Source organism: Hallerella succinigenes, assembly GCF_002797675.1.
In the GTDB taxonomy this organism is placed as follows: domain Bacteria; phylum Fibrobacterota; class Fibrobacteria; order Fibrobacterales; family Fibrobacteraceae; genus Hallerella; species Hallerella succinigenes.
This window is the reverse complement of record NZ_PGEX01000001.1, coordinates 2,758,074-2,781,884: the sequence shown is the minus strand read 5'-3', so window position 1 is coordinate 2,781,884 and position 23,811 is coordinate 2,758,074. Positions and strand designations below refer to the sequence as shown.

22 protein-coding genes are annotated in these 23,811 nt (G+C 46.9%); 9 read left to right on the top strand and 13 right to left on the bottom strand.

Annotation, left to right across the window (positions count from 1 at the left end; genetic code table 11):
• Positions 1–34: 34 nt before the first annotated feature.
• From trxA (BGX16_RS12920) to BGX16_RS12875, 10 genes are all read right to left on the bottom strand, one after another.
• Positions 35–343 carry a thioredoxin gene (gene trxA, locus BGX16_RS12920; RefSeq protein WP_100426413.1) on the bottom strand — a complete coding sequence of 103 codons (309 nt, stop codon included), beginning with the start codon at positions 341–343 and terminating at the stop codon, positions 35–37.
• A gap of 88 nt (positions 344–431) precedes the next feature.
• Positions 432–605, bottom strand: a complete 174-nt coding sequence (locus BGX16_RS15305; protein WP_353846815.1) for a glycosyltransferase — start codon at positions 603–605, stop codon at positions 432–434.
• A 263-nt stretch (positions 606–868) separates the two neighbouring features.
• On the bottom strand, positions 869–2,038 hold the full coding sequence (locus tag BGX16_RS12910) for a CDP-glycerol glycerophosphotransferase family protein (RefSeq protein WP_241899589.1): 1,170 nt from the start codon (positions 2,036–2,038) through the stop codon (positions 869–871).
• 107 nt (positions 2,039–2,145) lie between these two features.
• Positions 2,146–3,633: a lipopolysaccharide biosynthesis protein gene (locus tag BGX16_RS12905; RefSeq protein WP_100426418.1), complete on the bottom strand. Its 1,488-nt coding sequence runs from the start codon at positions 3,631–3,633 to the stop codon at positions 2,146–2,148.
• Between the two features lies 1 nt (position 3,634).
• The gene (locus tag BGX16_RS12900) at positions 3,635–4,789 is read right to left on the bottom strand and encodes a polysaccharide pyruvyl transferase family protein (protein WP_100426417.1); all 1,155 of its coding nucleotides are present in this window, start codon (positions 4,787–4,789) and stop codon (positions 3,635–3,637) included.
• Positions 4,786–5,802, bottom strand: a complete 1,017-nt coding sequence (locus BGX16_RS12895) for an NAD-dependent epimerase/dehydratase family protein (protein WP_100426416.1) — start codon at positions 5,800–5,802, stop codon at positions 4,786–4,788. Before BGX16_RS12895 ends, BGX16_RS12900 begins: the two co-directional genes overlap by 4 nt.
• Before the next feature lies 1 nt (position 5,803).
• Entirely contained in the window at positions 5,804–6,523 is a 720-nt protein-coding gene (locus tag BGX16_RS12890; RefSeq protein WP_100426415.1) for an IspD/TarI family cytidylyltransferase, read from the bottom strand.
• Positions 6,524–6,631: 108 nt separating this feature from the next.
• Positions 6,632–6,964, bottom strand: coding sequence for a CopG family antitoxin (locus BGX16_RS12885; RefSeq protein ID WP_100426414.1), 333 nt, complete (start codon positions 6,962–6,964; stop codon positions 6,632–6,634).
• 130 nt (positions 6,965–7,094) lie between these two features.
• Complete coding sequence (gene trxA, locus BGX16_RS12880; RefSeq protein WP_100426413.1) at positions 7,095–7,403, bottom strand: thioredoxin; 309 nt, start codon at positions 7,401–7,403, stop codon at positions 7,095–7,097.
• 124 nt (positions 7,404–7,527) lie between these two features.
• Complete coding sequence (locus BGX16_RS12875; RefSeq protein WP_100426412.1) at positions 7,528–8,232, bottom strand: gamma-glutamyl-gamma-aminobutyrate hydrolase family protein; 705 nt, start codon at positions 8,230–8,232, stop codon at positions 7,528–7,530.
• 190 nt (positions 8,233–8,422) lie between these two features.
• Between BGX16_RS12875 and BGX16_RS12870 the strand changes: the two genes are divergently transcribed.
• A complete protein-coding gene (locus tag BGX16_RS12870; RefSeq protein WP_100426411.1) occupies positions 8,423–9,772 on the top strand; it encodes a TrkH family potassium uptake protein in 1,350 nt (449 codons plus the stop codon).
• Positions 9,773–9,781: 9 nt separating this feature from the next.
• A complete protein-coding gene (locus tag BGX16_RS12865; RefSeq protein WP_100426410.1) occupies positions 9,782–10,432 on the top strand; it encodes a potassium channel family protein in 651 nt (216 codons plus the stop codon).
• Between the two features lie 21 nt (positions 10,433–10,453).
• Here the strand turns inward: BGX16_RS12865 and rmuC are convergent, their stop codons facing one another.
• Positions 10,454–11,794: a DNA recombination protein RmuC gene (gene rmuC, locus BGX16_RS12860; RefSeq protein ID WP_198514928.1), complete on the bottom strand. Its 1,341-nt coding sequence runs from the start codon at positions 11,792–11,794 to the stop codon at positions 10,454–10,456.
• A gap of 407 nt (positions 11,795–12,201) precedes the next feature.
• Here rmuC and BGX16_RS12850 point away from each other — a divergent pair, with 407 nt between their 5' ends.
• From BGX16_RS12850 to BGX16_RS12830, 5 genes are all read left to right on the top strand, one after another.
• Positions 12,202–12,597: a thioesterase family protein gene (locus BGX16_RS12850; RefSeq protein ID WP_100426408.1), complete on the top strand. Its 396-nt coding sequence runs from the start codon at positions 12,202–12,204 to the stop codon at positions 12,595–12,597.
• Positions 12,598–12,600: 3 nt separating this feature from the next.
• A complete protein-coding gene (locus BGX16_RS12845) occupies positions 12,601–13,203 on the top strand; it encodes a pseudouridine synthase (RefSeq protein ID WP_100426407.1) in 603 nt (200 codons plus the stop codon).
• A 66-nt stretch (positions 13,204–13,269) separates the two neighbouring features.
• A complete protein-coding gene (locus BGX16_RS12840; RefSeq protein ID WP_100426406.1) occupies positions 13,270–14,640 on the top strand; it encodes a Y-family DNA polymerase in 1,371 nt (456 codons plus the stop codon).
• Positions 14,641–14,653: 13 nt separating this feature from the next.
• Positions 14,654–15,070, top strand: a complete 417-nt coding sequence (locus BGX16_RS12835) for a hypothetical protein (protein ID WP_157798051.1) — start codon at positions 14,654–14,656, stop codon at positions 15,068–15,070.
• 120 nt (positions 15,071–15,190) lie between these two features.
• The gene (locus BGX16_RS12830; protein ID WP_100426404.1) at positions 15,191–17,590 is read left to right on the top strand and encodes a DUF4859 domain-containing protein; all 2,400 of its coding nucleotides are present in this window, start codon (positions 15,191–15,193) and stop codon (positions 17,588–17,590) included.
• A gap of 96 nt (positions 17,591–17,686) precedes the next feature.
• On the opposite strand, the gene BGX16_RS12825 is transcribed toward BGX16_RS12830, so the two are convergent.
• On the bottom strand, positions 17,687–19,003 hold the full coding sequence (locus BGX16_RS12825; protein ID WP_157798050.1) for an ISL3 family transposase: 1,317 nt from the start codon (positions 19,001–19,003) through the stop codon (positions 17,687–17,689).
• A gap of 150 nt (positions 19,004–19,153) precedes the next feature.
• On the opposite strand from BGX16_RS12825, the gene hflX reads away from it, so the two are divergent.
• Both hflX and BGX16_RS12810 read left to right on the top strand, forming a co-directional pair.
• Complete coding sequence (gene hflX / locus BGX16_RS12820) at positions 19,154–20,272, top strand: GTPase HflX (RefSeq protein WP_100426402.1); 1,119 nt, start codon at positions 19,154–19,156, stop codon at positions 20,270–20,272.
• A gap of 625 nt (positions 20,273–20,897) precedes the next feature.
• On the top strand, positions 20,898–22,250 hold the full coding sequence (locus BGX16_RS12810; RefSeq protein ID WP_198514878.1) for an IS5 family transposase: 1,353 nt from the start codon (positions 20,898–20,900) through the stop codon (positions 22,248–22,250).
• A gap of 374 nt (positions 22,251–22,624) precedes the next feature.
• Here BGX16_RS12810 and BGX16_RS12805 read toward each other — a convergent pair whose 3' ends face one another.
• The gene (locus BGX16_RS12805) at positions 22,625–23,758 is read right to left on the bottom strand and encodes an FISUMP domain-containing protein (protein WP_100426400.1); all 1,134 of its coding nucleotides are present in this window, start codon (positions 23,756–23,758) and stop codon (positions 22,625–22,627) included.
• Between the last annotated feature and the right edge of the window lie 53 nt (positions 23,759–23,811).

The following is a 23,811-nucleotide window of genomic DNA, read 5'->3' as shown; positions in this document are numbered from 1 at the left end:
AAAAAGGTGCGTTGCTTTGGAGAATGAATTCGAATTAGATCATGGCAAGAATCTGAGCCTTAGGCCGCACGCCGACAGAGCTGTTCGTGACCTTGCCGTCCTTGACCACGACCAGAGTCGGAATGCTCGATACGCGGAACTGGGCGGCGAGTTCTTCCTGCTCGTCCACGTTCACCTTGCCAACCTTGAACTTTCCCTCGCTCTCTTCCGCAATTTCGGAAATGATCGGGGAGAGCATGCGGCAAGGCCCGCACCAGCTTGCCCAAAAATCGATGAGCACAGGGACCTTGGACTGCATAACTTCTGCTTCAAAGTTTTCTTTTGTGATCGTCAGTTCAGACATGTTTTACCTCTTTATGTGGATTGTTCTTACTCCTATATATTACATAAAGAGGTTCTAGGCAGCTGTGACTAGGTCACAATAGGCCGTGTCATAGCTTTACAATGGTCTTAATCACTTGTTTACAACCACAATCATCTACAAGAATACACTCCAATTCACCATCATATGTTTGCGCCGACACTGATTTTAAACATCTAATAATAAAACTAGACACATTATAGACGGGGATTAGTATAGAAACTTTGTAATTCGTCAGAGTCAAGATTTATTTAATACTTTAGAATCTAGCTTGCCATAAGCCAACACAAATACAGACGTAACAACAATTGAAGAAAGAACCAGTAACCAATAGTTTTCTACATAACAGTTGCAAATAAATATAGCGGGTTAACTAAAAGATTTTCCCCTAGAGAGGTATATTCCACGTTTGTATAACGATTAAAAGCATGATGAAAAAAATCATCAGCATACAAATCCCGCGCAGAGGATATGTATCCGCTTTGTCTAATAATTTGTTGCCAACTATCACGGAATCAGCCCCACCCACTTTGCAAAAGTTTCACAGGCATGTCCTTTTTCCGCAGCAACCAAATCTCCAGCCTTGGGGCCCTTCACAGCCAACATCGCCGCATCATCCATGGCCAAAGCCTGAATAAATTCATCTTCCGAAAAAGCAACTGGGCCGGCCGCATATTCATGGACATCATGATAATCCGTCCGTTCTGTCGATGTGTATTCCTTGTAATCGTACACATAGTGAATCACGGGTCTATCCATCGTTTCAAAATCGCACAGGCAAGACGAATAATCCGTAATCAGGCAATCACTGGATAGCAACAATTCCTGAGTATCGATATCCGTCAAAGCGTTATCCGACGACATCATGTAAATGGAGCCGTTCCATCCGCCCTGAATATTGTTCTTTTGCAAAACCTGCGGATGCTGCTTTTCTATCAAAATGGCATTTTTCTTTTCAAGAATCGCGTTGATTTCGCCGGTCCTCTTAGACGTCATAAACGAGTAATTCACCCCAATTCCCTTGCGCCATGTCGGCATATAAAGGATCCAGCGTTTATCCGTGGGAAGCCCCAGCATCGACGCGATGTTTGCCTTGACACGACGGATTTCGTCTGGATTGTCTTTATTTTGAATCAAGTAATCGATTCTCGCAGTCCCCGCAGCAATGGACATTTCGGGCTTGAACTGCCAAGGAACTTCATAAGGCATCAAAAAACGCATTTCTTCAAACGAGAACGAAGCCCACGACCACAACGGAGCGGCAATGCTAAAATCCTTCGATAAAAAATACTGTGCAAATCTCTTGAAAGGATTCTTGGAAAGCTCTGCGTGATAGTCTCGGTTACAGACACCCTTGTATGCAGTACCATGCCAAAAAGTCAGCTGCTTAATGCGGCCGTAAGTCGGGAACCGATTTGTCACATCGCATTCCGCGCCTAAATTGGTAACCATCCATTTTGCAGTCAATAAATGCCAACGCGCTTTCAGGCTGCCTTTTTTTACAAAGGTCACTCCAGGAAAAGCTTCTACCTTGGAACGGATGCACTCATTCCCAAACCAATAACATTCAAATCCCTGATTCAAGGAAAGGATATATTTCAAAAAATATTTGGGGTTATCGGAAAATTGATTTCCCCACCAAGCGCCAAAAAGAATCTTTTTCGGATTTCGGGGCATCAGAGCCACAGCGGGATACCACAACATAAACTTGACAACCCGCTTCATGGTATAAAGCGCGTTCGCGACCGACTTTAAAAAACTTTTCACCTGACTCATAAGAAAGCTTACCGGAACACCTTTTTTAAAAAGGGAAACTTATTTTCAAATATTTTAAGAAAGTACTGAAACGACTCGTCTTTCCGCAAAAATAGATAATACAAGCCCGTCGCAGAAATACATCCCACGGCTAGGCTTACAAAATACGCGGCGTTTTCTGGAATAGACAACCATTCCGTCAAAGGAACATTCGCAAGGCCAAATGCAGGCAAGCACGCGAAAACCGCGATCAACAAATACTTGGAAAAATCCTTCACTTGTGCAAAATAGCCAAGATTAAAGAACTTGCCCGTATAATACGTATTTACAATGACCGCAAATTGAGTATAAATAATCTTCGACACACAAATGCCGACAACCCCAAACGGGATCGCCGCAAAGAGAATCGCCATGGAAACAGTCTTCTTGATAATTTCAAGGCGCAAATAAAGATCCGACCGACCCTTCACCTGAAGCAGAACCAGATTCACAGAACAGATGGGATCAAAGACTACCGCGAGCGCGATAATTTGCAAATAAAGAATCGAATCCGCCCAGCGGTTTGTGAGTAAAAGCAGAATCAGCGGCTTTGCAATCGCTGCCAATAAAATACACCCAAATGAAACAGGAATTGAAAGTGCCCGGACATACTTCCTATACGCATTGATCAAGCGAGTATCGTCATTTTGCAAATTGACAAAAATTGGGAAAGCCACTTTACCCAAAACGCTGTTCATTGTGTCCACAGGCAAATGGGCAAACTGGGCGCCTCGATTGTAAAAACCGATGTCCTTTGCCGAAAAAAAGCGGCCGATTACCAGTGTATTCATTTGCATGTAAATCGTATGCAAAAGACTCGACGCTAAAAGTTTGCTGCCAAACGAGCCCAGTTCCTTAAATGACTTCCAAGAAAAAACAAGGGAAGGACGCCACCTGCAGTAGATATAAATGAAAACCAGATTGATGACATGCTGCAAGATTGTCTGATAGACCAAGGCCCAAACGCCAAAGCCGTTATAAGCCATGATAATTCCGCAAATACCAGACAAGAGAGTCGCCAGAATGGAGCGAATGGCAAGGGCCTTAAAATTGAGTTCAATCGTCAGCTTGGATACATGAATTTGCATCAGCGCACTGATGATCAAAGTGATACTCTGTACCCGGACAATGGATGTTAATATAGGAACCTTAAAAAATTCCGCAATCCAAGGTGCGATCAAGAAAAGAATGCCATAACAAACGCAAGCGACGATGATGTTAAAATAAAAGACTGTCGAAAAATCGGTTTCCGTGCGATCCAGCTTTCGGATTAGAGCTCGACCAAAACCGCTGTCCACAAAAGTCGTCGAGATGGCAATAAAAATCGAAATCAACCCAACAGTACCGTAGTCAGACGGCAATAGCAAGCGGGCCATAATCAACCCGAGAACGAACCGCATTCCCTGCAATCCAAATTTCTCGATGGCGGACCATTTAACCGACGAGACTGTTTTTTGAGTTAAGTTTTTTTCTGGCATTTTAGCGAATGAATTCCAAAGCTTTTTTTATGGACTTGAGATGATTTTCTTCCAGTTCCTTTCTCAGGTCTGCCTCATAGCCTTCTTTTTCGGCAGTCAAGAATCGTTGTACAGCCATCGAGCCATCCAGATTGTCTAACAGGATCGTCCTCTCCGGATGATGAATGTTTTGGAACCAAAAGCCCACCTTTTCCACCCAATTATAAGCCACAGCCGGAACATCAAAAGAGTAAGCCGTAATGCATCCATGCATGCGGGCCGTAATGATTCCTCTATAAGAAGCGATCATCGACATGAATTCGTCTGTATCATGGGGAATACGGACCTCAAATTTTCGCTTAAAATGCTCTTCCAAATCGGGAATTAAATCTGTATCTGTTTCCAAACCATTTGTGAAAAATTCCCAGCGAATATTCCGGCGTTCTAATTCTTCAACAACATCGATATAATACTTGCGAAGATCCGCTACCGTGATTTTTTCACGATACTTTTTCATAAAGTTTTTCCAAAGCAGACCGACTCCCACAACGCCTTCTTTTTGGACCTTCACATCAAACAATTTAGAACAGAATATCACAGGATCAATCACTTTAGTCACATAGACCGAAGTGTCGCCTTTTAAATACTTTTCCTTCAGAGTCGTAACATCGTCCCGTGTCGAAATAAAGCGCAAGCTGCCAACCCGCATGTATTTACTGAGCAGTTGGCACTTTGGATTCTTTTCATCAAAGCCTTCAATACCAATCGCATTAATCAGCATCGGAATGTTCAATTTTTTACAAGCTAAAAGTGATGCGGAAATAGTTATCCAATAATCATGGAATTTATAATGAATAACTCCACCGCCCACAAGAAGAACGCCATCGCATCCTTTAAAATGTTGCGCCATGCAATATGCGAGGATTTTTATTTGAACATTATATAAAAATTTTGAGTTAAACCGAACGGCTAATCGTTTAACCTTATAAAACAATTTTTTCGCGACATGAATTGCAAATTTCCTCGGGAGACCTTCAAAGAAAAAGCGGAAATTCACATCTTTCCATTCTATTTTTTCTTCGCTACAACGCGTATAAAGTTCTTTTACCGTCCTATGAATTAACGGATCTCCCTGATTCGGGTCTGTAAATAGTCCCATTACAACAATTTTTTTCATCCTTGCAACGCCTCTATCGTCGACTTCATCTTGTCGAGCATGCTTCCGTTACACGTCCAACCCAGGGAGCGAAGCTTTTCTGTGGAATACAGGGATTTCGTCACAATGTTAAAGCCCTGCTTTTCCGCTTCGTCCGGCAAATCGATTACCACTTTTCGGTTTCCAATGCCAGCGACCATCTCCGCCAGTTCCTTAATAGTTATATTCGAACTTTCGTCGGCGATGTTGTACGCTTCCCCATTTTCGCCTTTCAGCAAAATAAAGAGCAAAGCCGTTGCACAATCCACCGCATAGCACCAAGACCGGTATTGCGAGCCCGTACTCTTCATCACAATGTCTTCCTTGCGAAGAACATTTCGAATGAACTGGGCATACACCCGCTTATCGGAGTCGGTAAAATGGGGGCCATATACATGGCACGGCCTTGCAATACTCACATCTATCGAGAACTGGTGGCCGTAGGCAATGCAAAGAGATTCTGTCGCCCGTTTTGCAGACGGATAACAGGCACGAAGGGTCGCGCAATTCACATAGCCGCTATAGTCTTCTGAAAAGACACGTCCATCCCCTTCGCCATATATTTCGCCAGAAGAGATGTAGAGAAATTTTTCCAGGCCATTTTTAGCCCCGTACGACAGCAAGTTGTCGACCCCCCAAAGGTTCGACTTGATTACGGAAACCGGGTCCGTGGAATACAGCTGCGGCGAAGCCACGCCTGCACCGGCAATCATATAGTGAAAGCAAACATCGCTTTCCAAAGGTTCCCTCACGTCATAACGGACAAAATGGAAATGGGGATTCCTCGCGTATTTAGAAAAGACCGCCGCCACTTTGGACTCATTACGCCCAGACGCATAAACATGAAAATCTAAAGGCGCATGAGACATTAAGACATCGATTAAGGTGGAACCGATCATGCCGGTAGCGCCCGTAATCAAAATGTTCTTGCCGCTCAACTTTTCCCAGGGGAGCAGGCTTTCCGCAGCCCTTTTTACGTCATCCGCGTAAGGCATGCTACTTCATCCAAGGTTCAGGTTCGCTATGGATCATCGCCTTGAAAATTTCGACATCCTGCGGACGAGTCAGCTTTAACCCGTTCTTTTCAGAACCTTCGACCAGGTGCTGATCCTTGACGCCCGTAGCGGCAATCAGCGTACAGGAGGCGACCGTATTGACAATCCCCTGTTTTTTAGCGTCTTCGTGCGCCTTCAACAAGGATTTCAGCCGGTAGGTATGCGGCGTTTGCGTGCGAACCAAGCGTTCCCGAGGGATCTCGATTTCATGGACGTTCCCATCCACCAATTCCATGATCGCTTCCTTGCAAGTAAGCCCGGTAACAGCATACCCAAATTCTTTGCAGGTGGCAATATTATTCGCAATGATCTCGTTCGACACAAGAGGCCGCACGCCATCATGCACAAGGATAATATCGTCATCGTCACACCCGTTGGACTTCAACCCGCTGATGCCGTTGAAGATAGACTCTTGATTCGAATCGCCGCCCGGAAAAATCCACTTCAACTTGGTGATGTTGAACTGGTTCGCGTACGCCTGCATGATCGGTTCCCATCCAGGGATGCAGACCACCGCGATAGCATCAATATCTTTACTGTATTGAAATGCCTGCATCGTATAGATGATCACAGGCTGATTATCAATGCACATGAACTGTTTCGGGATGTCCTGTCCCATTCGGTTGCCGGTTCCACCCGCTGTCAAAAGAGCTATGTTCATAATAAAGACCTTTTTTTACGCTATGCTAGTAAAGATAGCATTTTAGGAACTGACATTGCGAGGAACGTTCAGAATGTCATTGCGAGGAACGAAGTGACGAAGCAATCTCTACGCAAGCGCGGCGTTGTCGAGGAGGGCGTTGATGTAGGTTTGGTACGGAATGCCGGCGGCAGAAGCCTTGCGCTTGATCGCATCGACCGTCTTGACTTTGAGACGGATTGAGTACATCTTTTTTTCTTCCTTGGATTCCGCAATGGCACGCTTGATTCGCGAAAGCGATTCTTCCAAAGTTTCGGATTCATGACCGCCCGAGATTGTCATGGGAAATCTAACATGCGTATCATTTTCCAGGGCTTCGATTTCGCTTGGGGAATAAATATCCTTTACCAGCTTGAAGCCTTTGGGATGCTTACGTTTTTGCGATTTACGTTTTGGAGCCATGCGTCTATTTTAGGAAATGTATTGATGTATGTCAATACAAAGATATATGTCAGCTACCCATTTTTGTAAGCTTCCCCATAATTAGGACTGTTCACTTTAAACCAGTCCTAAAAATGGGTAGCTTACAGAATTAGATCATGGCGAGAATCTGAGCCTTAGGCCGCACGCCGACAGAGCTGTTCGTGACCTTGCCGTCCTTGACCACGACAAGAGTCGGAATGCTCGATACGCGGAACTGGGCGGCGAGTTCTTCCTGTTCGTCCACGTTCACCTTGCCAACCTTGAACTTTCCCTCGCTCTCTTCCGCAATTTCGGAAATAATCGGGGAGAGCATGCGGCAAGGTCCGCACCAGCTTGCCCAAAAATCGATGAGCACCGGGACCTTGGACTGCATAACTTCTGCTTCAAAGTTTTCTTTTGTGATCGTCAGTTCAGACATGTTTTACCTCTTTATGTGGATTGTTCTTACACCTATATATTACATAAAGAGGTTCTAGGCAGCTGTGACTAAGTCACAATTTTGCGTGCAGGATGGAAAAAACTTTTTCGAACCCTGTGCTTTTTTATTTGCCACTCATCCTTACAAATGCTTGCAATATTTGAATACTGCTCACATCCGTCTTGTACGAAAATTCCGGATGCCACTGTACCGCCCAAACAAAGCGATGTCCAGGCATATAAAGAGCTTCCACCAAGCCGTCTTCCGAAACGGCCATTGGTTTTAACATAGGCGACATCCTTCTGACCGCTTGATGATGATAACTGTTCACCAAGAGCTCTTCCACGCCCAAGCATTGGAACAAAGGCGAATCCTTGAGAATTTTTACCCGGTGCACAGGAACGTCATAAGGAGCCTGTTGGTGATGTTCCATCACCGAAGGTCTTTCCGTCGGCAGGTCCTGATACAAGGTTCCCCCGAGAGCGGCATTCAAAAACTGGATACCGCGACAAATGCCGAGCAAAGGCTTGTCGAGTTCCAAAACCTTTTGCAGCACGATCTTTTCCATCGCATCCCTTCGACTGCAGCAGACGACGGATTTGTTCAAAAGCTTTTCCTGGTATAGCTCCGGAGAAACATCATGACCACCGGTGAACAGAAATTCATCACACATTTTTACCAAATGCTCCAAGTCGCCTTCATCGGAAGAGAGCGGTAAAACAATCGGAATTCCGCCCGCTTTTTGAATCCCTTCCAAGTAGCCGGGGAACATCCAGATGCTTTCCTTTTCGTCATCCCACAGGGGCATTACACCGATCAATGCTTTCATGAAGTCACCTCAAAAAAAAGCTAACTTCGAGCATTTTCAAGTTCAACTTTTTAAACTCTCACGTAGCATTTTATCCATTCAAAAATGTCGTCCGCATTTTCAAATTCATCAAAAATGTTCAAAATTTCTCCCTTTTCACCCCTAAAGCGTTCAATTTACACATTCCTTCAAAAAAGCTATACTTTTGATAATGGTGATTAAACAACATCGAATTATTTTGAATCTTTACCAAAAGACCATTGCCGTCTTTATTTTGGTAATCCTTTTTGGTGCAATTCTCCTAGCGCTTCCATTCGCATCTCAAACGGGAAACAGTTGCGGATTTTTGACCGCCCTTTTTACGTCGACATCGGCTGTCTGCGTCACGGGACTTTCCAAGGTCGATATTTGGACGCACTTTACGCTGTTTGGGCAAATCGTGCTGCTGTTGTTGTTGCAAATTGGCGGTCTTGGATTCATGTCCATCATCACCGTTTTCTTTCACCTGTTCAATCGCCGGGAAGGTATCCAAAGCCTTTCCTTGAGCGCGGAATCCCTTAGAACCGATAACTTTCAAAACTTAAAGCGCATTCAAATGCGTCTTCTCATCGGATCTCTTTGTTTTGAATCGGTGGGCGCATTGATTTTATTTTTCTGTTTTCTGCCTTCGATGGGATTTTTAAAAGCGGCATGGTTTGGAATTTTCCATGCGATTTCCGCCTTTTGCAATGCGGGTTTCGATTTGATGGGAGCTATTTCACCGGGGGCAGGGATGATCTGTTTTCAAAATCATTCCATCGTGCTTCTGACACTTTCCGCATTAATCGTGATTGGCGGAATCGGCTTTCTTGTGTGGGACGACATCGCAAGTTCGGGGCATCCTCGTAAATGGTCCGTCTATACCCAGATCGTGATTTCCGTCAGTGCATTCTTGATTTTGTTTGGTGCAGGCTCCTTCTTCTTCATGGAGTTTCACAATCCCGAAACCATCGGTAACATGAATCTTGGACACCAGATTGTGAATTCCATTTTCCAGGCGGTCACGCCGCGTACAGCGGGTTTTGCTTCCATCGATCAAAGTTCCCTTTCGGATTCTTCGATCGCCCTGACTTCCCTGCTGATGATTGTCGGAGGCTCTGCCGGTTCAACGGCGGGCGGAATCAAGACGGCGACCTTCTTGATTATTTTCATGACCATCCTTTCTAATTTGCAGGGAAAGAAGAATGTGACGATATTCCACAGAACCGTGAGTCATGAACAGCTGCAATATGCGTTCGCTATTTCCGGAGGCTTTGTTCTGCTGAGCATCACCGGTGGATTTTTGATTGCCTTTTCTTCCGATATTCCTTTTGCTCACGCCTTTTTTGAAAGCATTTCCGCGATTTCGACCGTGGGTCTTTCACTCGGCGTCACTGCTTCGCTTTCTCCCGTTTCAAGCCTCATCGTCATCCTTCTGATGTACACAGGCCGTGTCGGACTTTTGACTTTAACCCTCGGATTTTTCAAGGCAAGAGAGGACTTGTCCATTAAATATCCGTCCGCAAAACTCATTATCGGTTAAGAAGTTTTTATGAAATCATTTGCCATCATCGGACTTGGACTTTTTGGATCGCAACTTGCCATGGACCTGTTCAACGAAGGCCACAACGTTCTCGTCATCGACAACGACGAGAACATCATCGAAAAAATCGCCGACCGCGTTTCCAAAGCGGTGACAGTCGATGCTAAGAATCGCGAAGCCCTTTCTCAGCTCGGCATTCAAAAATACGACTGCGTGATTGTTTGTACGTCGAACGACCTTGCCACTTCGGTGATCATCACCATGAACCTGAAGGCGCTTCAAGTGCAGAAGATCATCTGCAAAGTCCGTGACGAAACCGACAAGGAAGTTCTCGAAACCTTGGGCGCGTCCATGTGCATTGTCCCAGAACATGTGGCAGCGATGAAGCTTTCGAAAAAACTGACCGCGGATAACGTCGTCGATTTTACACAGCTTTCCGAAGGCCACAGCATCATGGAAATCGAGGTCCCGCCATCTTGGACCGGGAAAACGATTTTGGAATTGAACGTTCGTTCTCAATACGGTCTAAACATCATCGCGATCCGCAGAAACGAAAGCCTTTGCGTAGAACTCACCCCGAGCTTTACCCTGGAAGAAGGCGACATCTTGATTCTGATCGGCAGCAACAAGAACCTTTCCAAGCTGCAAAAGCTCAAGTAAGACTTTACAGGACAGCGCCCATCAACATCCATTTTCAATCTGCGGAATCGGATTCTTAAGGCTCTGCTTTGCTCCGAGCTTTAAGAGCTTTGCACAGGTCTGCGGAATGCTCTGACCCGAATCCGAAAGTTTCTTTTCGCCTTCTTCATAAGCCTTTTGCGCACTCGCCAAGGCCGTTCCAACCGCGGAGTACTTCTTCATGAACTGTCCCACGCGATCGAGCATTTCGTTTGCAAGCGCATAAACCTTTTCATGGTTTTCCGCCTGCGTAATCTGCCGCCAGGTCATTCGAATGATCTGCAACGCAGCGTAAAGAGTCTGCTCGCTCGCAATGCAAACGTGCTTGTCCATCGCTTCGCGCCAAAGGGTTGGACGTTTCTGCCAAGCGGTCAAAAATGCGGGCGTATGCGGAATGAACATGATTACATAATCCACATTCACAAGAGGCGGTCGCACATAAGAGGAATAATCTTTTTCGGAAAGTTCCTTCACATGCTGTAAAATGCTGTCCAGATGCGCCTGAAGAGCGGCTTCTCGACGGACTTCGTCTTCGGCATTCACATATTCCATAAAAGCGGTCAAGGAAACCTTGGAATCGATGACGACAACGCGATTCTTATCCAAATGGAGCATCACGTCCGGGCGCAAGGTTTTCCCATTTTCCGTAACTACACGGTTCCCGTTTTCATCGCGAAGAACGCCCTGTGTTTCAAAATGGATGCCTTCTTCCAAACCCTGACTTTCCAAAAGTTCCGCGAGAACCGTTTCTCCCCAATCGCCCTGCAGCTTGCTCTGATGCTTGAATACACGGGCGAGCTCATCGGCGCTTTCCTTTGCAGAAGAGCTCATGTCCATCGCATGTTTTAATTGCTCTTTAAGAGAAGCGCCAAGTCCTGCCTGGGAAACCTTGGCTTCCTCCATTGACTTTTTCATGTTTTCGATGGATTCCTGGAGCGGTTTCACAATCTGTCCCAGGTTCATTTCGCTCGATTTGGAAAATTCCTGCTGACGCTGTTTAAGCATTTCTCCCGTCGCGTTCTTCATCTGCTCGGTGAGTTTCTGCGAAATTTCATCAAAGCGTTTTTGCTGTTCCTCAATCATCTTTTGGGATGTCACTTCAGATGCGTTCAAGTCCGCTTCTGCCTTGGCGAGTTTTTGCACAAGCCCGGAATTTTCGATTTCCAGGGAATGATTCTTTTCTTTTAATGCTAAAATCTCTGCCGTCAAATGTTCATTGTCCGATTGCAGTCGAATTTCTTTTTCGACGCTCGCCGCATCCTTTTTCGCTCGAAACGAAACATAGAGGAATGCGCACACGAGAATCATCAAAATAGCGGCGATCAAAACAGCCAATAATTCCACAGGGAATCTCCTGGTTTAGGGTTCTCTGCCGACAACTTCCGAAACAATGGCATAGGTTCCAAGTATCGCAGCGGCCACTGTCGTATACCGCAACCATTATGCATCACACCATCGTAAAGTCTGCCCTTCGGCAATTTCACAAAGATAAATTTTCCATCATCCGGAATTCCCAAATTCTCATCCACAATGGCCTTTACAACCACATACAGAAGCGGAATGCCCACAAAAGAATCCACCGCAGAAAAGCGCCGACCAGATTCTGCGCATCCCAGCACACGACAAAATGGTCTTCCGAAAATTTCGAATCCTGCTCGCAGGCGAGATATTTCGCCTCGCCTTCTGCTAGAAAAAGGAAATAACTATATTAGGTTTATAAGGAATTATCACAGCCAAGGATTTTGACGAAAATGTCTCGATTACAAGAGGGTCTCACAGGTAGCATCGAATTCATTGTCGACGACGAACATACCGCAAAGGAAATCGGCAGCGGTACGTTAGAAGTTCTCGCTACCCCTGCGATGATCGCGATGCTCGAAAAAGCAGCCTGGACCACCGTACAACCTTACCTTGAAGAAGGATTCGGGACTGTCGGAACCCTGATGAACGTGACCCACGAAGCCCCGACGCCCATCGGCATGAAGGTCGAATGCATCGCAAAACTCGTGGGGACGGACGAAAGAAAACTCGTTTTTGAAGTCGACGCCTATGACGAAAAAGGCCATATCGGTGGCGGCACGCACGAACGCTATATCGTGCAAAACGACCGTTTTCAGTCTAAAGCAGACGCTAAAATTTCTAAATAACCGATGACGGTCCTTCTTTTCAACAAACCCTACGGCGTTTTAAGCCAATTTTCCCCCGAAGGGAATCACCGGGCATTGAATGAATTCCATTTTCCGAAAGGCGTTTATGCGGCAGGCCGTTTGGACCACGACAGCGAAGGCGCTTTACTGCTTACCGATCATGGTCAGCTGATTAAAACCCTTCTCGACCCCAAAAAGGCGCATCCGCGCACCTATCTTGCGCAGGTCGAAGGTCAAATCACCGAAGAAGCCATTCAGAAATTAATGAATGGCATTGTCATCCAAGGCTATCATACAAGAAAATGCAAAGCGGAAATCGTCCCGGAACCTCAATATCTCTGGAACCGCAATCCACCCATCCGTTACCGGGCAAACATCCCCACTTCCTGGGTCAAACTGACACTGATCGAAGGCAAAAACCGCCAGGTCCGCCACATGACAGCGGCGGTGGGTTTCCCCACGCTCCGCCTTGTCCGCATCCAAATAGACAAGCTCGGGCTCGATGGCCTAAAGCCTGGCGAATGGAAAGATGTTACTGCGTTTTTTTCTCATACAACCATGCAATCAACGCACCGTAAACGCAATCGATCCAACCGCGATCGGTAATCGGAAGGGTCGTATTCCATATCACCTAGGATTTGCATTTCCTTCGGCAAATTTTAAATTGAGAAAGTGGAAAAGCGGACCTATATCGCAATCGACCTCAAGTCATTTTACGCTTCTGCAGAATGCGCTTTCCGCGGTCTAGACCCTTTGACTACAAACCTCGTCGTCGCCGACGCCAGCCGTACCGAAAAAACGATCTGCCTCGCCGTGTCCCCGAGCCTCAAAGCGCTCGGCATTCCCGGTAGACCACGCCTCTTCGAAGTCCTCCAAAAGCTCGAAGATTACCGCCGAAAGACCGGTAAAAAAATCGATTTCATTACGGCTACCCCGCAGATGGCGAAGTACATGGATATTTCCGCCCAAATCTACAACGTCTATCTCAAGTACATCAGCCCCGACGACATCCACGTCTATTCGATCGACGAATGCTTTTTTGATGTTTCCCGGTACCTTTCGCTGTACAAAAAATCCGCCCACGACCTCGCCCGCTCCATGATCCAGGATGTTCTCAAAACCACAGGCATCACAGCGACCGCGGGCATAGGACCGAACCTATTCCTCTGCAAGGCGGCGATGGACATTTTGGCAAAGCACATCCCTGCCGACAAGGACGGAGTCCGCATTGCCGAAATCGACGAGCAGATCTTTCGTGAAAAGCTCTGGACACACAAACCTTTGACCAGTTTTTGGCAGGTCGGTGCAGGTCTTTCGCAAAGGCTTGAATCCATGGGACTTTATACCATGGGAGATGTCGCACGGGCAAGTCTTCACTTTCCCGAGCAGCTGTACAAGACCTTTGGCGTGAATGCGGAAATCTTGATCGACCATGCCTGGGGCTATGAGCCTTGCACCATCGCCGACATCAAAAAGTTCAAGCCCAAATCGAACAGCCTCGGTGCAGGGCAGGTTCTATCCTCTGCTTACAGCTGGGAAAAGGCGCGTATTGTCGTCCGAGAAATGGTCGATTCCATTACGCTCGATCTGATCGACAAGCATCTCGTAACAAACGCTTTGACCTTGGACGTGGGCTATGACCGAGAAAACGTTTCCAAGGGAATGTACCGAGGACCCCTTGTCATCGACCGCTACGGAAGAGAAATTCCAAAGCCCGCCCACGGAACAGCGAACATGGGGCATTACACGTCTTCGCAGTCCCAAATTGCGCAAGCGGTCCTTGAACTATTTGACCGCCTCGTTCCGCCGAATTTGACTGTCAAAAGATTGAACCTGGCAGCCAATAACATTCTCGACGCCAAATACGAAGAATTCGATCTGTTCACCGACGCCCATGCAGAAGAAAAAGAAAAAAAGCGTTTGCAAGCGGAACTCTTGATTAAAAAACGTTTTGGCAAAAACGCGATTCTCAAAGGCATGGATCTAGAAGAAGGCGCAACGGCCAAAGAAAGGAATTCCCAAATCGGAGGCCACCGTGCATAATCCCTATGCAGAAATGGCATATCTACCATATCCGGAAGTCCTCCAGAAGGTATGGGAAAGGCATCCGCGCATGAACCTGACCGACCGAGCGAAAATCTTTAGCCCGTTCGCCGCGCTCCGCGGATACGAGGACGAAATTGCGAACAAACGCTTTGAAAATCTAAATGTGCAAAAAGACGAATTGCTCGAAGACTCTCGGGCAGAACTCGACGAAGCCTTAAACGCACTTTTGGAAAGGCTCGAAAACGGAGAACATCCTTCCGTTTATGTGACCTATTTTGTGCAAAATCCAAACCTTGAAAAAGGGATGGGCACATACCCTTCCGCGAAAGGAACCCTTCAAAAATTCGACGCCCATACAAAAATTTTGACGATTGCCGGGCAAAAGATTCCCCTATCTTCAATCCGTAAAATTTTTACACATTTCTAACACGGATTCTTTGAAAACATTAGCATTTAAGCACTTCACATTTTAAAAATACGACTTATTTTTACACAGCACACAAATAAACGGAGGAATTTTCCTCCAGCAAAAATGGGTCGTTGGGTCATGAAACAAAAAAAAATTCTTTCCACTCTTCTCGCCGGAACGCTTTCTTTGAGCTTCGCGGCTAACGGGGATTCCTACACTTGGCCAAGTTATCGTTCCGATTTGGATTACGATACCAAGGCAAATATCGGCATCATCAATCCGCCGACGGAATTCAACACAGATTGCAATGGCGTTACCGGCAAAAAAGCGGGGAAATGGTGGGCTTTTTACTGGGGCGCGAATCGAGACAGCCGTATTACCGACGTCACCATCGACAGCATTCTCAAAAAATACGACACCGATTTCGGCTACCTTTATGATTCATTAGGCTGGGCTCCCGACGCCCAGGCTCAAGAGGGCAAATACAGTGCCATTTACTATTACGGTTCGGGCACATGCGCTGGTGGCGCAGTCTCGGACACCACTGGAGGATGGCAAACCTGGGTAGCGGGCTACACCGCTGTTGCCGCTTCTTTTTATCCGCTTTACAGCTTTAATACCAGCTGCCCTTATAGCGACCGCGTTGCCCAAATGGACGCGATGGTTCACGAAGGCATCCATTCAATGACAAACGGTTATCCTGGCGCAAAAGAGGCTCACTGGTTCCAGGAAGCGGGAAACACCTGGATTCAGCAGGACATGTTTAGTCGTCGCAATCAAGTTTACAGCGGAATGGGCTTTTTGAATGCCGCCACGGTAATCGCCCCGTTTATGCCGATCGAATGCTATTCCGGTTGGCTGATCGATGGCACGTTTGGTGGCCCAGGAGCGCAGGGCGTTACCGGTAAAAACCAGAGGTATCTCTTGGGAGGTGCGCAGTACAGCAATATTTTCCCGACCTTCATGGGAACTTGGCTCGGTACAGGTTCCGTGCGTTGGATATACGGTCACGCTTACGGCAAAACGCCTTACCTGCTTGAATCCTATGGTTTAGACATTGGTCTTGGAGATGCAGGGGTTCGCCGTTTGATTACGGAATTCCGTGCCAAGCTTGCGATGCTCGATATGAAAGAATGGTCCGAATCCATTCGCGATCTTTTGAATCAACAGTTTGGTCAGACTAGCTACTGGGAACAAGATTATTGGGATAACAAAAATTACAGTTACACGTGGACGATGACGCCGTACCAATCGACGACCGATTCGAGCGGATATCTAATCCCTACATCCGAAACGACTCCGGGTTGGTCCGGAGCCAATGTGGTGCCGCTGAAAGTTTCTAGCGGAGCCTCGCAAGTCAGCGTTACCTTCTATCCGACCGGCAGCCATTCGAACAACACGAATATGAACTTTCTTCTCGCCTACCGCGCCACGGACGGCACGCCGGTTTACAGCGAACCGATTACCGGCGAAGGAACCGCCATTTTGAATCTCGACAAAATACCGTCGACAACGAATGGTTCTCAAATGGTCTTCGCCATTATCGTGAACACAGAATACGCTTACACAGGAAACGAAAATATTCGCACCTACCATTACGACTATCGCTTAAAGCCTGAAACAGGCATCAGCGGAGCCGGAAACGCAAACACCGCTTACTATCGCAACTTCGAGCTGGATTACGACTGGACAAACCTGTCTTCGAGCTCTTCGGGACCGTCCTATTCGAGTTCTTCTACATCCATCAGTTCGAGCTCTTCTGAAAATTACAGTTCGAGCTCCAAAGTATCCAGTTCAAGCGAAGCCTCTACCGCAGCAACAATCGCTTTGAATTACAACGTCAATCTAAAGCTCCCGATCGACGATAATTACGCGGCCGTCACCTTTGACCTGAAGCTTTCCGAAGTCGCCTCGGCACTTGGCATTTCCGCATCGGAAGTCGCCACATTAGCCACCTATTTTGCACTTGAACCGAACGGAACTTTGAATACAAGTTCGACCGCAAATGCGCCGGGCCATTGGTTCAATGCAAACGGTGAAGTCGTCGAATACGCAAACGAAAATGCGACAATCTATTCGGAATTCGATATGACTTCTAAAGTCGCAAGAATCGGACATTACCCGAACCGCGTTTCGAACGGAAACTCATACACCCTCACGCAAGGCTTTAGCTACAACAACAAACTCGTCACTTACACAATCACAATTACCGTGACCAACGAAAGTTCAAGCGGCGAAGGAGAAATGACAACCGCATTAATGTACGGCTTGAACGGTGTCGCAAGTCACCTGGAACTTTCGCATAACAAGGGAATTCTCCATGTGAATTACACTCTCGACCGAAACGACAATGTCAAGGTCAGTCTCTTCACCGCCTACGGTGCACTGGTCGCAAGCGAAATCGTTGGATACAAGAAGGCTGGTGACCATCAGTACAATTTTGACTTGAATAAGATGGGACTTCCGAGCACCACTTACATCGTCAAGGTTTCTTGTGGATCCTTCCTCGAAGCAAAGCCCATCAACATTCACAAATAAGTTCTGAGTCCAACTCGCACATTTCTGTTCAATCTCGAAACACGCAACATTGGGTTGCGTGTTTTTTCGAGGCATCATCAACATGTGTGGTAGCATTTAGGCTGCCTTGCTAGATGATTCTCTCGATTCCGATTCCCATTCGTAGGCTATCTTTACATCGACATAGGAACAGCTCAACATTATCAGCGACAGCATGTTGTTCATGTTCCTGAAGCCATAGGCAGTCCGTATCAGTAGCTTTATCTTGTTGTTCGTCGCCTCGATCCTTGCGTTTGACACGCCCAGCCTGATTGTGTTGAGGATTCCGTCGTAGTTACGCTTGATCTTTGCGTACAGATCCTTGACTGAGCCGATGCGTGAGTGGCTTGCACGCCACAGCCACCTGTCCAGATTTTCCCTGGCATCGTCATAGCCCATCTTCAGGATGATGCGCAGTTCCTCCTTGAGCTGGTATGCCCTGTAGAGACGCGGATAGCGGCTTGCTATGAGTTCTATTTTTCTCTGCTGGCTTTCGTTAAGGTTCTCTGGAGCCTTGCCCAGAGCGTACCTGGAGTTCTTTATCCCCTCCGCGGTGCGGTCCTTCGGGACGCTATCCTTCGTGGGCCTGCCTCGGCCCCGTTTCTGATTGCGGTTTTCCTTGCGGGCCTCCTTCCAGGCTTCCACACGGACCTTGTCCAGGGCTTCTGTCGCCCACTGTACGACATGGAAGCTGTCCACGCACCGTTCGGCATTGGGCAGGAACTCCTCGATGCTTGACCTTATCCACTTGGCTCCGTCACAAGTCACAAGCTCCACGCCCTTGCGCTGCTCTTCGCTGAGTTCCCTCATGAAGAGGTCCAGCACCTCCTTCCCGTAGCCCTCGTGGACCCAGATCACGCAGCGCCTGTCGTGATCCACTACCACCGTTATGTACTTGTGCCCTTTCTTGTAGCTGGTCTCGTCGATGCCTATGCGCCTGAAGATGCAGCCTGCCTTGATAGGCCTTGTGTCCAGGCGTTCCCATACGCGGTCGGCGATTTCTCCCACGGTATTCCAGGCGATGCGTAGCTGCTTTGCGACAGCCTTTTTCGACATGCTGCATACGGCCCATGCGACCTGCTGCTCGAAGGCGTCGGTGAAGCCTGACCTGTGGCTTGCCCACGGCACCTTCACCGTTTTTACGCCGCACTTCCTGCACTTCACCCTGTAGGTGTCCATCCTGATGAAGCCCATCTTCGTGCCGAGATCGAGCGTCCGCCATACCCTCTGTTCCCGGCCGTTGTCGTAGAGCTTCCCTTTTCGCCCACAACAGCCGCACCTGCTGGCGTTGCCCTTGGTGAGTCTTACCGTGATGGTGACCGTGGTGTCGGTTTGCTCCTGCTTGACGACTGAACAGCCGTTGACATTGAAGATGGATTTGTATAATTTTGACATGGGCTTTTTCTTCTGTTTTTTTTGGCGATTAAATTTTAGAAAATAGCCCATTTTTTTTGTTTGATTTAGGCGAAAGTCAACAAAAAAAGGGTGGCGAAGCCACCCACACATGTTGATGAAGAGCCGTTTTTTCTTTATATTATTCAGCGTATGCAACATCCTATTGAGAAAGCGATCCTCGTGGGCATTATCACTCCGCGCATCCGAAAGGTGATAGCGGAAGAACATCTCGCCGAACTTCAACGTCTTGCCGAAACCGCAGGCGCAATCGTCACCCGCACTTTTATGCAACGCGTGCAAGCATTCAATCCGGCGACGCTCATCGGCGAAGGAAAGGTTTCCGAAATCAAAACAGCCCTCGAAGAAGACGAAGCGAGCCTTGTGATTTTTGACGACGACCTTTCCGGTTCTCAGGTTCGCAATTTGGAACAGCGCTTGCCCGGAATCAAGGTTTTAGACCGCACAGGCATTATTCTTGATATTTTCGCAAAGCATGCAGTAACCGCCGAAAGCCGCCTGATGGTCGAAGTGGCACAGCTCCAATATTTGGTTCCAAGGCTTACCCACGCCTGGACGCACCTTTCCCGCCAAGCAGGCGGACGCGGCATCGGCATGAACGGTCCAGGCGAAACGCAGCTCGAAACGGACCGTCGCATTATCCACAAAAAGATTCAGGAACTCAAAAAGAAACTCGTCAAAATCGAGGACGCTCGCGAACGTCAAGCCGTACGCCGTGAAGACACTTTCCAAGTCGGCATCGTCGGTTACACAAATGCAGGCAAAAGTACGCTCACGAACCGTTTAACGTCTAGCAACGTCTATGTAAAAGACCAGCTCTTTGCCACTCTCGACAGCACTATGCGCAAACTCTACGTGGGAGACGGCAAGTTCATTCTGCTTTCCGATACGGTCGGCTTTATCCGCAAACTTCCCCACCATCTAATCGATACATTCAAAAGTACGCTTGGCGCAGCAAGCAAGGCAAACTGCATTTTAAACGTCGTCGATGCCACCGCGAACGATTACCAGGAGCACCTAGAAATTACACACAAAATCTTGGAAGATTTGATCGATCCAAAAATTCCGCGTATCATCGCGTTCAACAAAGCTGAAAGCGCTAGCCCCGAACGCAGACAGGAACTTTTAAATCATTATCCCGAAGCACTCCAAATCAGCGCTAAAGAAAATATAGGAATGGAGTCACTCAAGCAACTTCTCATTCAGAAAATGCAAACGTGGGAAGACGATCGCAAAATGCGCACAAACTAGTTTCCGCAAAATCGTCCAGTTCTGCGGCTTCTAGCAATACTTATTTTGATACCACAAAGATGTTTGAGCCCAATGTAAATATGGCTCCCATGCGGATTTTCGAGACCTTCGTACAATATCCAGAAGTTCGGTATTGCCATTCAATGCATTAGACCAACCATCCTTTTTCGTCGTGGCAAGTTCACGTTTCACCTTTTCAACAACAGTTGTAGAGTATTCGCTTTCCAAAAGAATTTTGCACGCACTTAAATAAGTTGTTATAGGAGTCTCTGTTTTCAGCAGGGATTTCATCATCATCCTTGTCAAAATCAATCTCTACCGACACATTCGCCAACACCGAGGCTGAAATGGTCTCATTGTTCGTCTGTAGGGCCACGGCATCTATATTCAAGTTTCCGACATCAGCGTTAGATTGATAACCTAGATTCAATTTAAGTGTATCTTCATTTTGCACACTGAACGAAGGATTAACAAAACTCTGTGGCAAATCAGTCGTGATTCTATTATTTAGTCGTCCCTTAAAATCCCGCCCAGCCTGCATAACTATTAGGAAAAATTGATTTCTACCCTGTGAAAATATTGCAAGGTTTTCTAAAGTATGACTGAAAACCTTGCAATTTTTCCCATGTACAGACCGCCAAAATCCCACGCCCAGACAAGCCTTTTCTGCTCCCTTGAGGAACAGTTGAACCACAAGCATCCCCTTTACGTTCTTGCGAACAAGATTGACTGGAACAAGTTCGAGACCGAGTTTTCCAAATTGTTCGACGAAAAGATGGGTGCGCCAAACAAGCCGATCCGTCTCATGACCGGGCTCATCATCCTGAAGCACATCCGCAACGTATCGGACGAGTCCGTCGTGGAGCAGTTTCAGGAAAACGCCTATTACCAGTATTTTTGCGGAGAACGGTTCTTCTCGACGGAGCAGCCCTGCGACCCGAGCGAACTTGTCCACTTCCGGCACATGATTGGCGAAGCGGGCATGGACATGATCCTCAAGGAAAGTATCCGTGTCAATGCCGACCATGACAAAAAGGGACCGACAGGAAGCGGCACGGTCTTTCTCGACACGACCGTGCAGGAAAAGAACATCACGTTCCCTACAGACGCCAAACTTGCGAACAAGATAATAGAACAGGTACAGAGGATCGTGGAAGAACACGGCCTTCCGCAGAGACAGTCCTACAAGAGAACCTTGAAGAAGGTCCATCGTGACCAGCGTTTCCGCAATCACCCGAAAAACGCCAAGAAGGCTCACAAGGCGGATCGCAGGCAGAAGACAATCGCGGGACGGCTCGTCCGTGAATTAGAGCGAAATCTCGCCAGCAAGAACTTGTTGAACACGTACAAAGAAAAAATCGAGCTTTTCAAAAAAGTTTTGGAGCAGAAGAGGTGCGACAAGGACAAGGTCTATTCGCTTCACGAACCCGAAGTAAAATGCATCGGCAAGGGCAAGGAACACAAGAAATACGAGTTCGGCAACAAGGTGTCAATCGCCCGGAGCTACAGCGGCATCATTGTCGGCGCGGTCTCGTTCCGGGACGAGTATGACGGACATACGATAGACGATACGCTTGACCATGTTGAACAAATGCTTGGATTCAGGCCGAGCCGGGCCGCATGCGACCGAGGCTACCGCGGACAAAAGGAATCCGGAACGACAAAGATCGTGATACCGGACGTTCCGAAGAAAAACGCGACTTACTACCAGAAGGAAAAGGCTCACAAGCTTTTTTGCAAGAGGGCTGGCATCGAACCAATCAATGGTCACTTGAAGAGCGACCACCGCATGGGTCGCAACTTCTACAAGGGAATCTTTGGCGACATGCTCAATGCAAAGCTTGCAGCAGCGGCGTTCAACTTCAAGAGGGCCATGAGGCGTTTTTTTGTCCTGTTGGAATGGCTGTACGGTTTTTGCCTTCTGTGGAACGGAATGAACAAAAAATGCGAACGCTCTTGTCCTGCACTCGTGAATTGACTTTTTAAGGGACGACTATTTAATTCAGCGGCAAGGGTATCTAGTGAAATGGATTCCGTATTTGGAGGTAAAGAATTCTTATAATTTGCAAAAGTCGAAGAAATCAGCGATTGTATATCTGTCGCGATATCCGGCAAAATAGCCGACGCAGAGTTAAGGGTGGCATCTAGACCAAGGTTTGACATTTGCAGGTTATCAATACTTTCCAAAGTATTTTCAACAATGTCAGGGATGTTTTCCAGCTGTTGTTCAATATCATTTAGACCAACATCGGCACTAAACATCTGGCGGGGTTCGAGCTGCTCAATTTTGAAATTGTTCATTCCGCGATCGTATTTTTTCTTGGCCATATATCACCCTTTTTAACAGAACCGTTAGTCTACTTTTACACACCTGACTGAAAATCCATGTGTCTTATACGCACTCTGTGTATGTCCTCCAAAGCCACTCGTCGTGCTTCTACTTTGGGAGCCTGTCAAAGCAGATGGTTTATCCAAAGATCCTTCTTCTGGATAGAACCAATATGTTGATTCATCTAAATTTTTAAAATTGTAATTCCAAAGATACCCCGCACCAATCAATGTATAGCCACTATAATTCAAACCACCAAAGAATGTTGCTCTTATATCAGAAACCCCATTCTTATTTTTGTCCGCATGAACAATTATATACATATCATCATATGTTAAAAGTCTCCAATCCTTCGGGCAAATTCCCTGATGGTTTTCGTGAATCGAGCCTGCACAACTTTCTGTATTACAACGGCTCGGCAATTGCATCATCTCTGCCCACTGATATAGCCCTCCATAAGTCAAGCAAATCGCAGTATCATTGTTATAGCAGTATTTTTCAATTTTAGATTCGTTAGACTGGTTCAACGTTCCTTCAATCATTTCACCGACATTCAAGTTTTCTGCCATAACGGTAACCGAAGCAGTTTCGCCGCTTTGATTTTTCCCTGTAATAGTCAAATACTTGTAAACACGATGGTCTCTATCATCTTCAAACTCACTATATGAGAGACTTGGATTAAAGTACTCCCCTTTTACAATGCTGCTTGACGATTGAGTAACATTTGAACTAGAACTAGATTGTTTCACGGAAGAACTGGAAGACTTTACGGAACTACTACTTTGCTTATTGCTTGAAGACGAACTCACCGACGAACTGGACGTATCCTTCTTGCTGCTAGAAGAATCATCTGACTTCACGGAACTGGAGCTCTTGGAATCAGATGAATTCTTTGTTTCTTTTGCGGAACTGCTGGACACTTCGGCGGGCTCGGAACCCTTGACACTACTGGAAGACTTGTCTTTTTCCGTAGATTCATTTCCCGACGACTTCTTGTCAACAGAAGATGACGACTCATCCAAATCAGAAGTTTCTACCGATGAACTGGAAGTACCGGTTTCGTCGGAACTAACCGACGAAGAGTCATCGCAAGCCGAGAACGCAAGCATCGCAAATGCAACCGCACTCACAAAGCCAATTTTCTTAATCGTTTTCATTTCATACTCCTATTATTAAACTTTCGTTTCGCCCTTGCCGCCCATGTTGTCCG

Bases quoted from the DNA above. Each gene is read 5' to 3' on its own strand.
- BGX16_RS12900 (WP_100426417.1), bottom strand. From the start codon at position 4,789: ATGAAAAAAATTGTTGTAATGGGACTATTTACAGACCCGAATCAGGGA.
- BGX16_RS12805 (WP_100426400.1), bottom strand. From the start codon at position 23,758: ATGAAAACGATTAAGAAAATTGGCTTTGTGAGTGCGGTTGCATTTGCG.
- BGX16_RS12835 (WP_157798051.1), top strand. From the start codon at position 14,654: ATGGCATATCTACCATATCCGGAAGTCCTCCAGAAGGTATGGGAAAGG.
- BGX16_RS12890 (WP_100426415.1), bottom strand. From the start codon at position 6,523: ATGAACATAGCTCTTTTGACAGCGGGTGGAACCGGCAACCGAATGGGA.
- BGX16_RS12845 (WP_100426407.1), top strand. From the start codon at position 12,601: ATGACGGTCCTTCTTTTCAACAAACCCTACGGCGTTTTAAGCCAATTT.
- BGX16_RS12850 (WP_100426408.1), top strand. From the start codon at position 12,202: ATGTCTCGATTACAAGAGGGTCTCACAGGTAGCATCGAATTCATTGTC.
- BGX16_RS12870 (WP_100426411.1), top strand. From the start codon at position 8,423: ATGGTGATTAAACAACATCGAATTATTTTGAATCTTTACCAAAAGACC.
- BGX16_RS12905 (WP_100426418.1), bottom strand. From the start codon at position 3,633: ATGCCAGAAAAAAACTTAACTCAAAAAACAGTCTCGTCGGTTAAATGG.
- BGX16_RS12825 (WP_157798050.1), bottom strand. From the start codon at position 19,003: ATGTCAAAATTATACAAATCCATCTTCAATGTCAACGGCTGTTCAGTC.
- hflX (WP_100426402.1), top strand. From the start codon at position 19,154: ATGCAACATCCTATTGAGAAAGCGATCCTCGTGGGCATTATCACTCCG.
- BGX16_RS12810 (WP_198514878.1), top strand. From the start codon at position 20,898: ATGTACAGACCGCCAAAATCCCACGCCCAGACAAGCCTTTTCTGCTCC.
- BGX16_RS12910 (WP_241899589.1), bottom strand. From the start codon at position 2,038: ATGCCCCGAAATCCGAAAAAGATTCTTTTTGGCGCTTGGTGGGGAAAT.
- BGX16_RS12875 (WP_100426412.1), bottom strand. From the start codon at position 8,232: ATGAAAGCATTGATCGGTGTAATGCCCCTGTGGGATGACGAAAAGGAA.
- BGX16_RS12895 (WP_100426416.1), bottom strand. From the start codon at position 5,802: ATGCCTTACGCGGATGACGTAAAAAGGGCTGCGGAAAGCCTGCTCCCC.
- BGX16_RS12830 (WP_100426404.1), top strand. From the start codon at position 15,191: ATGAAACAAAAAAAAATTCTTTCCACTCTTCTCGCCGGAACGCTTTCT.
- trxA (WP_100426413.1), bottom strand. From the start codon at position 343: ATGTCTGAACTGACGATCACAAAAGAAAACTTTGAAGCAGAAGTTATG.
- BGX16_RS12865 (WP_100426410.1), top strand. From the start codon at position 9,782: ATGAAATCATTTGCCATCATCGGACTTGGACTTTTTGGATCGCAACTT.
- trxA (WP_100426413.1), bottom strand. From the start codon at position 7,403: ATGTCTGAACTGACGATCACAAAAGAAAACTTTGAAGCAGAAGTTATG.
- BGX16_RS12885 (WP_100426414.1), bottom strand. From the start codon at position 6,964: ATGGCTCCAAAACGTAAATCGCAAAAACGTAAGCATCCCAAAGGCTTC.